Here is an 11983-nt window from a genome sequence, read left to right on the forward strand (position 1 = left end):
CGCCGTGACCGACCGGGTCAGCGCCGGCCGTCGCGCATGACTTCGCTCACCCGGCGGTCAAGATCCCGGCGTGCGGCACGGGCGGTCCGCCGGTCGTCGCGTTTCTTCCGAATGACCATCCGCCCGAGGCCGCCCAGCACGACGGCGGCCAAGATGGGCAGCAGCATGGACTGTGGCTTCTCCGTCATGAAGCCATGCTACGAGCCCCGCTGGCCGACGGCACGGTTTTGCCGGGATCCGCCGTCGTCGTCCCGTAAAATCAGCGCCCCGCGATGCCGGTAGAATAGTCATGCAAGCTCGCGGAGCGCTGGATCAGCGTGAGACGGCACCAATTGTTGGATTGACACTGCACTGAGTTCCGCGCGCCTCGCTTCGTTTGAAGAGCACAATCCAAGCACAGGAGTGGCCGGATGCCCCGGATCGTTGTTGATGTCATGCCCAAGCCCGAAATCCTTGATCCGCAGGGCAAAGCCATTGCCGGCGCGCTGAACCGCCTGGGCCTGGCCGGCTTCAGCGAAGTCCGCCAGGGCAAGCGCTTCGAACTGACGGTTGACGGCGAGGTGACCGAGGAACTCCTGGAACAGGCCCGGCATGCCGCCGCCACGCTGCTCTCCAACCCCGTGATCGAAGACGTCACCCGGGTGGAGGTCATCACCGAGGCGACCATCGGGGCCGGCGAATAATGACTGAGACACCCCTGATCGGCGACTTCTCGCCCGCACCGGACGCAGGCCTTTCGGGCGCGCGCATCGGCGTCGTCACCTTCCCCGGCACGCTCGACGACCGCGACGCGGCCCGTGCCGTGCGGATTGCCGGCGGCACAGCGGTCAGCCTGTGGCACGGCGACCATGACCTGCAGGGCGTGGACGGCGTGATCATCCCCGGCGGCTTCTCCTACGGCGACTACCTGCGCGCCGGCGCGATCTCCCGCTTTGCCCCGCTGATGGAGCAGATTGCCGACGCCGCCAACGCGCAGCACGATCCGCTGCCGGTGCTGGGCATCTGCAACGGCTTCCAGGTGCTGACCGAGGCACACCTGCTGCCCGGCTCCATGATCAAGAACAACCACCTGCACTTCCTCTGCCGCGACCAGAGGCTGCGCGTGGAGAACAACACCACGGCCTGGACCAGCCAGTACGAAGCCGGCGCGGAAATCGTGGTGCCGCTGAAGAACCAGGACGGCCAGTACGTCGCCGACGAGAAGACCCTGGACGAGCTGGAAGCCGAGAACCGCGTGGTGTTCCGCTACTCGGACGGCAACCCGAACGGCTCGCGCCGCGACATCGCCGGAATCAGCAACGCCGCGGGCAACGTGGTGGGCCTGATGCCGCACCCCGAACACGCCGTGGAAGCCGGCTTCGGCCCGGACTCTTCCGCCTTCGGCGACGTCGAGCTGCGCGGCGGCACCGACGGCCTGGGAATTTTCACCTCCGTTTTGACGAAGATTGTGGCAGGTGCCAAGTAAATGACCGAGACCAATCCGACCAGCGCAACAGTGGATACCCGGCTGGAAACCGAGGCCGAGGCACGCAATGAGCACGTGCAGAGCTACGGCGGGGCGGCCGACGCCGTCGAACGCGCCGAGGGGCGTCAGTTCAACATCGACACCGTGGAGCATGCCGCGCAGACCCCGGACACCGAGTTGCCTTGGGCCGAGCTGGGATTGAAGCGCAACGAGTTCGACGAGGTAGTCAAGGTGCTGGGCCGACGCCCCACCGCCGCCGAGCTGGCCATGTATTCGGTGATGTGGTCCGAGCACTGCTCCTACAAGTCTTCCAAGGTCCACCTGCGCCAGTTCGGCGACAAGGTCACCGAGGACATGAAGAAGCACATGCTGGTGGGCATCGGCGAGAACGCCGGCGTGACGGACCTGGGTGACGGCTGGGCCGTAACCTTCAAGATCGAGTCGCACAACTCGCCCACCATGGTCGAGCCGTACCAGGGCGCCGCGACCGGCATCGGCGGCATCGTGCGGGACATCATCTCCATGGGCGCGCGCCCGGTGGCCGTGATGGACCCGCTGCGCTTCGGCGCGATCGACCACCCGGACACCGCCCGCGTCGTCCACGGTGCGGTCGCCGGCATCGGCGGCTACGGCAACTCGCTGGGCCTGCCGAATATCGGCGGCGAGGTCGTCTTCGACTCCGTTTACCAGGGCAACCCGCTGGTGAACGCCCTGGCCGTGGGCGTCATGCGCCACGAGGACATCCGGCTGGCCAACGCCTCCGGCAAGGGCAACAAGGTGGTGCTGTTCGGCGCGCGCACCGGCGGCGACGGCATCGGCGGTGCGTCCATCCTGTCCTCGGAGTCCTTCGACGACACCAAGCCCTCCAAGCGCCCCGCGGTCCAGGTCGGCGACCCGTTCTCGGAGAAGGTGCTCATCGAGTGCTGCCTGGAACTGTTCAAGGGCTCGCTGGTCGAGGGCATTCAGGACCTGGGGGCCGCCGGCATCTCCTGCGCCACCTCGGAGCTGGCCTCCAACGGCGACGGCGGCATGGACGTCGAGCTGACCTCCGTGCTGCTGCGCGATCCGACCCTGACGCCGGGTGAAATCCTGATGTCCGAGTCGCAGGAACGCATGATGGCCGTGGTCTCGCCCGAGAACGTCGAGGCGTTCGAGGCCGTCATGGCCAAGTGGGCCGTGGAATACTCCTGGCTGGGCGAGGTCACCGACACGGGCCGCCTGGTCATCAAGTGGGACGGCGAGACCATCGTCGACGTCGACCCGCGCACCGTCGCCCACGACGGCCCGGTCTACAACCGGCCCTACGCCCGCCCGGAATGGCAGGACAGGGTCCAGGCAGACGGCTTCCGCGCCTCCGCCGCCGGCGCCAACCCCCCGGCCAGCGCCGAAGACCTCAAGGCAGCCGTGCTGGAACTGATGGCGTCCCCGAACATGTGCTCGAAGGACTGGGTGACCAACCAGTACGACCGCTACGTGGGCGGCAATACCGCACTGGCCATGCCCGACGACGCCGGAGTGGTCCGGGTGGACGAGGAAACCGGTCTCGGGGTTGCCCTGGCCACCGACGCCAACGGCCGCTACACCTACTTGGATCCCTACCAGGGCGCGCAACTGGCCCTGGCCGAGGCCTACCGGAACGTCGCAACCGTGGGTGCTATCCCGATGGCGGTGTCCGACTGCCTGAACTTCGGTTCGCCGGAGGACCCGGACGTCATGTGGCAGCTGGCCGAAGCGATCCGCGGCCTCTCCGACGGCTGCATGGAACTGGGCGTCCCGGTCACCGGCGGCAACGTCTCGCTGTACAACCAGACCGGCAACACCCCGATCCACCCGACCCCGGTCGTGGCGATGCTCGGCAAGCTCGACGACGTCGGCCGCCGCACACCGTCCGGCTGGCGCGAGGACGGCCAGGCCATCTACCTGATGGGCACCACCCGCGACGAGCTGGACGGCTCCGAATGGGCCAACCTGCGCGGACACCTGGGCGGCAAGCCCCCGGCCGTGGACCTGGCGGCCGAGAAGCTGCTGGGCGAGCTGCTGATCAACGCCTCCCGGGACGGCATGATCGACGCCGCCCACGATCTCTCCGAAGGCGGCCTGGCCGCTGCCCTGTCCGAGATGGCGCTGCGCTTCGGCGTCGGTGCCCGGATCGGCCTGGGCGAGGTCTGCGAACGTGACGGCGTCGACCTGTTCACGCTGCTGTTCAGCGAGTCCCAGGCCCGCGCCGTCGTGTCCGTGGCGCGCAGCGAAGAGGTCCGCTTCAAGGACATGTGCGGCGCGCGGGGCTTCCCGTTCATGCGCATCGGCGTGGTGGACACCGAGAACGGCGCGCTGGACTTCCAGAGCGAGTTCTCCGTGCCGCTGGCTGAACTGAAGGAAGCCCACGAGGGCACCCTGCCGAAGTACTTCGGGTAGGTTCCGCCGCCCACGGGGCGAGCGAAAGAGGGATGTTCCGTGCACCGCGGTGCGGGGAACATCCCTCTTCGTCTTATCTCCGAGGACCGGAACCCGCCGGTGCGGGCAATCCGTGTCTGTAGGCTGTGCCCATGACGGCACCGCAGATCTATATCAGCTTCCCCGGCACTGCCCGCGAAGCTCTCGGTTTCTATGCAGAGATCTTTGGCGGAGAGCTTTCCCTGCACACCAATAAGGACTTCGGCAACAGTGCGGGACCGCCGGGGCAGATAGCCCACGGAATGCTGAACGGCGTGGTCGCCCTGGCCGGATCGGATGCGGCACCCGGCGAGAAGACCGTCCGGCTCGAGGGCGTCATGCTCTCGTTGCTGGGGACGGCCGAGCCCGAGGTGCTGCACGAGTGGTTCGACAAGCTCGCCGTTGGCGGCCGGGTCGTCGATCCCCTTGCCCCGAAGCCGTGGGGCGCCTCCGATGGCCAGGTGATCGATCGTTACGGACTCCACTGGCTCGTCGGCTACGAACCGGTAGGCCCATAGGGAAAGCAGCAGGCGGCCACCGCCGGTGGCCGCCTGCTGTCGACTACGAACAGGTCACTTCAGTAGTTTCTCGCTCTCGAGGTTGGCTTCGAGCTGTTCCGGGTAGAGGTTTTCCGTCTTGCATTCGAAGTCCGCGTACATCTGCAGTTGATCAGCGTAGTGCGGGGACTTGGTGCCGTCTGGAGCGATGAAGCCGCTTTGGCCGGGCGGGGCTACCGTGCACATCTCGGCCTGCGAACCGAAGAGCGAGACGATGTCATTCTGGGTGCCGCGGTTCATGTAGTCCGGCCCAGTCAGGTTCTCGTTCGGGTTCGCCTGCGGGACGCCGATAAAGTTCTTGTAAGAGAACTCGTGCTGGGGCGTGGGCGCGGTCCAGTTCTTGCGGTCGGTGCCCTGTTCGGCCTCGAGCTTCTCCAGCGCCTGCTGGTAGGTTTCCAGCAAGACTTGCTTCTTGTCCGCGCCATTAAAGAAGTCGACGTGCTGTAAGACCCCGGCGTCTTTACCCAACAGGGCGTTGTAGACGAGCTTGCTGCCGTTTGCGGGACGGGCGAGACCGGTGCCCTGCGAGTAGCTGGCAAAAACGGAGGCTGGCAGGTCGTCCTTGAGCACCGCCTCGAACAGGATCGGCAGCCAGGCATCCATGATCGCTGCCTCAGGGCCGTCGAGCTTGCCGTCGCCGTCACTGTCACGGCGCTGGCCATCCCATCCTGTCAGGAGCCGGACATCCTGGACCACGGGATCCTTGGCGGGCAGCGTTTTGACGGCTTCCTCGAGGAACGGGCGGAAGTAGCGGATGTTCAGGTCCGCAAACGAGGTTTCTTCGTTGATGTTCCAGATCTCGTCGGTCGTGAACTTCTGCTGGTCCTCAAGCCGTTCAATGATCTCGTTGACCCGGTCCACCGGCGACCAGTTTCCTGAGCCTGCGTTGAAGCCGGCACCGGACTGGTTGTTCCAGTTCACGATATAGCCCTGTTTGGGGTTGTAAACCTTGGGGTTTTCGGAGAAGTCCCTGATGCCCTTCCACTCCATGGACCCGTCGCCGACGGCGGGGAGCCGCGGGTCGTGCCCTTCGGCGCGGATGGGCAGCTTGCCTGGGGAGACGTAGCCGATGTTGCCTTTCTTGTCGGCGTAGTACCAGTTGATCGTAATGCCCACCTTCTCCGCCTGGGCCAGGTACTCCTCCCAGTTTTGGGCCTTCATGATCTTGATCCAAGCCATGAAAGACTGGATTTCGGTACCGGTCCAGCTGCGTTTCTTTGAGTATGCCGTGTTGTTCGCTTCGTCAAAGCTGGTCACGAAACCGTGGACGGTGGAGTAAACCTGCTGTTCGATCGGTTCCTGTCCGGCGACCTCGATCTTTTCGGTGCGGACATCCATCGGCACCCAATCGCCGTCGTACTTGTACTCGTGGGGGTTTTCCGGGTTCAGCTGCTCTTGGTAGACGTCGTTGACGTCGAGCGGTCCGGCGGTGGATCCCCAGCTGATGTTCTTGTTGGTGCCGAAGAGGATGGTGGGGTGGGCGAAGGGTGTGTTCCCCGTCACATCGTAACCGGCCCCGTGCAGGCCGATGCCGTAGACATAGGAGGGGTTGAACCAGGAGAACTGGGGGCCATTGAGCAGCACCGAGCCCTTCTCCTTGCTCTTCTTACCGCCGACGATCCAGAGATTGCTGGCCTCAGGCTGGAGGTTCGGCCAGTCGCCGCCGCCGAACTGCTTCATCCGCTCCAAGCCGTCATCCTTCAGATCCTGGGAGACTTTGTTGAGCTTGGCCATCTGGGAGGGGCTGTCCGAGGCCAGCTGGTTCGGTCGCTTTTTATCCTTGCGCGGCACGGTGGTGGGGGCGGTGGGATCTTCGATCCACTGCAGCTGATCGAAGAGGAGCTGGCCCTGCTCCGCACCGTGTTCGGCGGTGAGCTGCTGGAGGACCTGCAGGCTGGAAAGCTCCCCTGCGCTGTCCGAGAATCGGTTGGCCATGGTGCCGACCCAGATCATCGCCACGTCGTACCCTGACCACCGGGAGGGCTCGAAGCCGTAATCGGTGAACTGCTTCGGCAGCAGCGCGCCCGGGTTGTCCATGACCTCCGAAATGCGCTTGTTGAAACCGGCCGCGTAACCGTCGAGGATGTCCCGATCTTCTGCGGGCAGGGCAGCAATCTGCTCCCTGATGGCTTCCGGGTCAAAGGAGGCCCGGGAGCGCTTGTCGATCTCGACGTAGTCCGCGCCCAGCACTTCGGCAGAGGTGCCCAGAACGGCGCGTTTGGCCATTTCCAGTTGGAACATACGGTCCTCAGCAACTGAATAGCCATAGCCGTAGAACAGATCTCGGGTCTTGTCCGCGTAGACGTGCGGGACGCCGTAGGTGTCCCGCTTGACGGTGATAGCGCCCGATCCGAGGACCTTTTCACTACTTTGCTGCACGGTGTCCGTGGTGTCGGCTGCCGTAGCGCCGGGGGCGGCAAGGCCTCCCGCCAACCCCGCTGAAAGAACCAATGAGAGTGCCATGAGCGCTGGTTTCGTCTTTTTCACCTGACTCCTCGTCGAATCAACTGCGATGGAACTGCATGCGAATGCCGTCGGCAGCCCCTCCGTGAAAGGGCCTGGTTGCCGGCGGCAACTCAATGCCACAACACCGGTAGCGGGTTGGCAATGGTTGCTGGTCTAATTCCCGTCCAAACGTTCATTTTTTATTGACAGGGAGTCGGGTCCCGTGGCGCCCGCGTTTTTTCGGGATTACTGCAGCCGGACACTTATAATCGCCGCCCCACAGACCACAAAGAGTTCTGCCCGGAGGGTGAGAGGCTCCACCAACGACGACGGCGCCGCGCACCTTCCGGTGCACGGCGCCGTTCGTTTGTGGGTGGTGTACGGCCTCTGCCGTCAGGCGCCGGCCCGCAGGCGCTCCACGTCCGCCAGCCGCGGATACGCGGCCTGGGTTCCCTTCTTCGTGGCGGCCAGGGCAGCAGCGACCGAAGCGAACGCCGCCGCCTCGGCCAGGGTCTCCCCTGCGGCTAGCCGTGCCGCGAGGGACCCGGTGAAGGCGTCGCCGGCGCCGGTGGTGTCCACGGCGTCAACCTTGGTGGGGGCGATCCGGGTGAAACGGCGCCCCTCCTCGGCATGCCCATCCAGCACGATGGAGCCTTCGGCACCCAGAGTGACCACGACGCGGTCCAGCCCCTGCGCCGCAAACTGCAAGCGCACCTGCTCCCAGTCGGCAACGGCGGCATCGGCGCAGGGCATTTCGCCGCCGCCGAGGAACAGCGAAGCCTCGTGCGCGTTGACCAGCAGGACGTCGGTGAGTTCGGCCAGGCTTCTGGGCACGGGCGCGTAAGGCGAGAGGTTGAGCAGCACTGTAGCTCCGGCGTCGTGCCCTGCTCGTGCTGTCGCCTCCACGACGTCCAGGCCGACCTCGAGGCAGAGGCAAACCACGGCGGCGCCATTGAAAACGTCCCCGGCTGCGGCGACATCATCCGGAACCACCGTGCCGTTGGCGCCGGGGGAAATAACGATGCTGTTCTCCCCCGCGGCGTCAACGGTGATGACCGCGACGCCGGTCTCGACGCCGGCGGCACGGCGCACGCGGGAAACGTCCGCGCCGGCCCCTGCCACGGAGGCCAGCAGCATGTCTCCGTTGGAGTCCTCGCCCACGGCGCCGATCAGGGCGACGTTGCCGCCGAGCCGGCCAGCGGCCACGGCTTGGTTGGCGCTCTTGCCTCCCGGGTTCACGGTGAAGCCTTCGCCGCGGAGGGTTTCGCCAGGGTTGGGCAGCCGCTCGGTGTAGATGGTCAGGTCCGCGTTCAGTGAACCAACGACGACGATGCGTCCGGCCCGCGGACTCACTTTTCCACCTCGGCCTCAACGGGCTTGGGGATCAGCAGCGAGGCGGCGAAGGCCGCGACGGTGATGACCAGGCCGACCACAATCACCGTAAGGTAAGAGCCGCGGTCGCCCAGCGCCGAGGTGCCCACGAGCACCGCCGGCAGCACCAGGAAGCTCAGCCCGGCGCCGAGGTTGAAGGCTCCGGCGTTCATACCCGGCAGGAAGCCGGGGTTGCCCGGGGGCGAGAGCACCACGCCGAGCCCGTTGAGCATGATGTTCGCGGTGCCGGCGTACATGATGCCGAGCAGCGCAGTGGCGGCGACCATCACCGGCAGGCTGTTCAGGCCGAACAGCGCAATGATCACCAGGGAGACGATGCTGCCGATCATGCCGATGCGCAGGACATTGGTGTAGCCCAGGACCGGGGCGAGCCGCCCGCTGATCGGGCCGAAGACCCAGCCCAGCAGCGCGTAGGGGGTCAGGATGAGCAGCGCCGTTTCGGTGGGGCCGAGGCCGAAGCCGGGTGCGGCGGCCTGTACGTAAGCGGGGACAATCCCGTTGATCACGGCGAAGATGCCGGTCATGGTCAGGATTGTGGTCAGCAGCGGCGCCCACGTGGAGCGCTGGCGCAGATGGACAATCTCGACCATCGGCTCCTTCGTACGCTTTTCGGTGACCCAGAAGGCGGCGAACGCTGCGGCGGCCACGGCGATCAACACCAGCGAGAGAATCAGGGTTCCCGTGGAGAACGCGCCGACCAGCTTGGCGGCCTCGTTCAGCGCGGTGAGCAGGGCACCGACTGCGACAACAATAAAGACGACGCCGGTCCAGTCCATCCGCGTCCCGGCCTGCGGTTTGCTCTCGGGCGTCAGGACGGCGACGAGGATCGCGGCGAGCACGGCGAGCACCACCATGAACCAGAAGATGCTGCGGAAGCCGTAGTGCTCGGCCATGTAGCCGCCGAGGAAGGCATCGACGCCGGCCACGCCGCCGTTGACCGCGAGGATGACCCCCATCAGCGTGCCGTACGTGCGCGGGTTGGGCACGGCGGTGCGCAGCATGATCAGGCACAGCGGAACGGTGGGGCCGCTGACGCCCTGGATGATCCGGCCCACGAAGAGCCACGTAACGTCCGGGGCCAGCGCCGCGATCACGGAGCCGACGGCCGTCAGCAGCATCATGCCGACGAGGATTCGCTTGCGGCCGACGATATCGCTCAGCCGGGGCAGGAACAGGGAGAACAGCGCGGCGGTGGTGAAGAACCACGTCTGGGACAGGCCGATCGAGGCTTGGTCGGTCTGCAGTTCCTCCCCCATGGTGACCAGGGCGGGGCTGAGCATGGAGGCATTGAGCTGGAAGGCCACGCAGGCCGTCAGCAGGGCGACCATCAGGGCGGTGGTGCCGCCGCGGGTGGCCTTGGTGTCGTGGAGAACGGCGCTCATTTCGCTGCCTCCCCGGTGGTGACCGACGTCGCGGAGGCGGGCGCCGCCGTCGTCGTTGTGGTGGCGGTTCCCGTTTCTACCTCGCCGATGCGGACCAGCGCATCGGTCACCAGGTTCCAGAACTTGGTGCGGTCAAGGTCCACGGCCACGGAGGTGTGGCAGTCGGCCGGCGCGGGGGCGCGGAAGTCGGCGACGGTCATGCCGAGGGTCAGCTTGCCCTGCAGTTCGATGTCGACCGGGACCTTGCGGGTGGTCATCACCGTGGGGTCGATGACGTAGGCGACGGCACACGGATCGTGGACCGGCGGGTAGTCGAAGCCCTGTGCATCCTTGTACGTCTGGGCGAAAAAGTCCATCAGTTCGCGGACAAAGCGGGCCGGGCCGGTGCCGACGGCTTCGATTTGCTCGACGACGTCGGGGGTGGCCAGCGCCTGGTGCGTGAGGTCCAGTCCCACCATGACCAGGGGCCACTTCTCGTTGAAGACGATGTGGGCGGCCTCGGGGTCGATCATGATGTTGAATTCGGCCACGGCGGACCAGTTGCCCACATGGTAGCCGCCGCCCATCAGCACGACTTCCTTGACCCGCTCGACGATGCGCGGCTCCTTGCGGGCGGCCATCGCGATGTTGGTCAGGCCGCCGGTCGGGACCAGGGTTACGGTGCCGGGTTCGTGCGCCATGATCGTGTCGATAATGAGATCAACGGCGTGCCGCGGGTCCAGTTCGATGGCGGACTCCGGCTGCGCGGGGCCGTCCATGCCGGACTCGCCGTGGATATCCGGCGCGGTTTCGATGGTGCGCACCAGCGGCCGGTCGCAGCCGGCGGCGAACGGGACACCGGTGATGCCGGCGATCGTCCCCACGGCCAGGGCGTTCTTGGTGACCTTTGCCAGGGTCTGGTTGCCGACAACGGTGGTCACGGCGAGCAGTTCGATGTTCGGGTTGCCGTGGGCCAGGAGCAGCGCCACGGCGTCGTCGTGCCCCGGATCGCAGTCCAGGATGATCTTCTTCGGTCCGGGCGTCGCGGAAGTGGCGTCCATGTTTTCTCTCCACGTCATCGGGGCCCCGCAGCGGGGAAATTGTCACAGCGAGTTTGACATCCCCTTCCGGTCCACGTCAAACGCTTGACGTAGTGCGCGTCAAGCGCTTGATGCCTTGTTGCGCTTGATTACGCCTATCATGGGGCTCATGGATTCCGCCCGCCCTCCCCAACACCCGCCGCGCGTCGGTCGGCGAGTGACCGCGGCGATGGTGGCGGCACGCGCCGGCGTCTCCCCCGCGACGGTTTCGTTGGTGGCGAACGGCAAAACGCGCGGGCGGGTGTCCGCCGACAACATCTCCCGGGTCAGCCAGGCCATCGCCGAACTCGGATACGTGGTGGACAGCGTGGGCAGTTCGCTGGCCAAGGGCGTCAGCTCCATTGTGGTGCTGGTGGCGCCGGACATTTCCAACCCGTTCTTCGCCAAGGTCGTTACCGGCGTGCGCGAATCCCTCGGCGCGGACTTCCAGCTGCTGCTCTCCGTCACCGAAGCCGGCGAATTCCCCCGCGCGGATGACATCCGCCGGCTCCTCGCCCTGCGCCCGGCAGGCCTGCTGGTGGATGCCCCCGATGCCGCGTTCCTCGAGGACCTCTCCCCCACGGGCCCCTTGGTGCTGCTCGACGCGCCCGGGCTGGAGGCTTATGCGCCGTCCGTCAACCTCGACGTGGCCCACGGCGCCCGCGAACTCGCGGCGCACCTGGCCGCCTCCGGCCACCAGCGGGTGGCGTACCTGGACAGCGTGACCGGCACAGCCACCTTCACCATTCGCCGGACGGCCTTCCTGGAGGAAGCGGCCACTCGCGGGATGACCGCAGACCCGGCCCACCTGATCAGCACCACGATCGACGTCGGCGCGGCAGCCGACGCGTTTGCCGCCGCCTGGCCCCAGTGGCAGCAAGCGGGTGTCACCGCCGTCGTCTGCGCCACCGATACCCACGCGTACGGCGTGCTGCAGCAAGCGCGCGTTGCCGGCGTGCGGATCCCGGACGAACTCGCCGTCGCCGGCTTTGACGACCTGCCCTACTCCGCCACCAGCAACCCCGGCCTCACCACCGTCCACCTTCCCGCCGCCCGGCTGGGCCTCAAGGCCGGCGAACAGCTGCGCGGCCTGATCGAAGGCCGCGACCTCGAGCAACCCCAGCTCACCTTGGAGGCCTCGCTGATTGTGCGCGGCTCCACGGAGCGGATCGCCGCCAACTGACCAACGACGGCGCGGTCCGGGCCGTCGCGGCTACACCTTGCGCCAGTCGTGCCCGGTCACGGCCGCCC

The 11983-nt window shown here is 66.6% G+C and carries 10 protein-coding genes; 5 read left to right on the forward strand and 5 right to left on the reverse strand.

Features of this window, described 5'->3' with window-relative positions; translation table 11 throughout:
* Nucleotides 1-17: 17 nt before the first annotated feature.
* On the reverse strand, nt 18-188 hold the full coding sequence (locus tag AC5RUJ_RS05020; protein WP_494013269.1) for a hypothetical protein: 171 nt from the start codon (nt 186-188) through the stop codon (nt 18-20).
* Nucleotides 189-410: 222 nt separating this feature from the next.
* Between AC5RUJ_RS05020 and purS the strand changes: the two genes are divergently transcribed.
* The 4 genes from purS to AC5RUJ_RS05040 all read left to right on the forward strand — a co-directional run bounded on the left by purS (nt 411) and on the right by AC5RUJ_RS05040 (nt 4416).
* Nucleotides 411-683, forward strand: coding sequence for a phosphoribosylformylglycinamidine synthase subunit PurS (gene purS, locus AC5RUJ_RS05025; protein ID WP_494002056.1), 273 nt, complete (start codon nt 411-413; stop codon nt 681-683).
* Complete coding sequence (purQ, locus tag AC5RUJ_RS05030) at nt 683-1465, forward strand: phosphoribosylformylglycinamidine synthase subunit PurQ (protein ID WP_493977174.1); 783 nt, start codon at nt 683-685, stop codon at nt 1463-1465. Before purS ends, purQ begins: the two co-directional genes overlap by 1 nt.
* Complete coding sequence (gene purL, locus AC5RUJ_RS05035; RefSeq protein WP_494002054.1) at nt 1466-3880, forward strand: phosphoribosylformylglycinamidine synthase subunit PurL; 2415 nt, start codon at nt 1466-1468, stop codon at nt 3878-3880.
* 131 nt (nt 3881-4011) lie between these two features.
* A complete protein-coding gene (locus tag AC5RUJ_RS05040; protein ID WP_494127738.1) occupies nt 4012-4416 on the forward strand; it encodes a VOC family protein in 405 nt (134 codons plus the stop codon).
* 54 nt (nt 4417-4470) lie between these two features.
* On the opposite strand, the gene AC5RUJ_RS05045 is transcribed toward AC5RUJ_RS05040, so the two are convergent.
* From AC5RUJ_RS05045 to uriH, 4 genes are all read right to left on the reverse strand, one after another.
* Nucleotides 4471-6918, reverse strand: a complete 2448-nt coding sequence (locus AC5RUJ_RS05045) for a penicillin acylase family protein (RefSeq protein ID WP_494127737.1) — start codon at nt 6916-6918, stop codon at nt 4471-4473.
* A gap of 375 nt (nt 6919-7293) precedes the next feature.
* Nucleotides 7294-8253, reverse strand: a complete 960-nt coding sequence (locus tag AC5RUJ_RS05050; protein ID WP_494127736.1) for a ribokinase — start codon at nt 8251-8253, stop codon at nt 7294-7296.
* Nucleotides 8250-9674, reverse strand: a complete 1425-nt coding sequence (uriT, locus tag AC5RUJ_RS05055; protein WP_494024819.1) for a uridine transporter UriT — start codon at nt 9672-9674, stop codon at nt 8250-8252. The genes AC5RUJ_RS05050 and uriT overlap by 4 nt, the downstream gene beginning before the upstream one ends.
* The gene (gene uriH, locus AC5RUJ_RS05060; protein ID WP_494127735.1) at nt 9671-10714 is read right to left on the reverse strand and encodes a uridine-preferring nucleoside hydrolase UriH; all 1044 of its coding nucleotides are present in this window, start codon (nt 10712-10714) and stop codon (nt 9671-9673) included. The genes uriT and uriH overlap by 4 nt, the downstream gene beginning before the upstream one ends.
* A gap of 208 nt (nt 10715-10922) precedes the next feature.
* Between uriH and AC5RUJ_RS05065 the strand changes: the two genes are divergently transcribed.
* Nucleotides 10923-11915 (forward strand): LacI family DNA-binding transcriptional regulator, encoded by a 993-nt coding sequence (locus AC5RUJ_RS05065; protein WP_494127848.1) that lies wholly within the window; start codon nt 10923-10925, stop codon nt 11913-11915.
* The last annotated feature ends 68 nt before the right edge of the window (nt 11916-11983 follow it).

The organism is Arthrobacter sp. Y3223164 (assembly GCF_059091005.1).

What these genes read in the sequence shown, in the direction of transcription:
- AC5RUJ_RS05020 (WP_494013269.1), bottom strand. Translation starts at nt 188, where the DNA reads ATGACGGAGAAGCCACAGTCCATGCTGCTGCCCATCTTGGCCGCCGTC.
- purS (WP_494002056.1), top strand. Translation starts at nt 411, where the DNA reads ATGCCCCGGATCGTTGTTGATGTCATGCCCAAGCCCGAAATCCTTGAT.
- purQ (WP_493977174.1), top strand. Translation starts at nt 683, where the DNA reads ATGACTGAGACACCCCTGATCGGCGACTTCTCGCCCGCACCGGACGCA.
- purL (WP_494002054.1), top strand. Translation starts at nt 1,466, where the DNA reads ATGACCGAGACCAATCCGACCAGCGCAACAGTGGATACCCGGCTGGAA.
- AC5RUJ_RS05040 (WP_494127738.1), top strand. Translation starts at nt 4,012, where the DNA reads ATGACGGCACCGCAGATCTATATCAGCTTCCCCGGCACTGCCCGCGAA.
- AC5RUJ_RS05045 (WP_494127737.1), bottom strand. Translation starts at nt 6,918, where the DNA reads ATGGCACTCTCATTGGTTCTTTCAGCGGGGTTGGCGGGAGGCCTTGCC.
- uriT (WP_494024819.1), bottom strand. Translation starts at nt 9,674, where the DNA reads ATGAGCGCCGTTCTCCACGACACCAAGGCCACCCGCGGCGGCACCACC.
- uriH (WP_494127735.1), bottom strand. Translation starts at nt 10,714, where the DNA reads ATGGACGCCACTTCCGCGACGCCCGGACCGAAGAAGATCATCCTGGAC.
- AC5RUJ_RS05065 (WP_494127848.1), top strand. Translation starts at nt 10,923, where the DNA reads ATGGTGGCGGCACGCGCCGGCGTCTCCCCCGCGACGGTTTCGTTGGTG.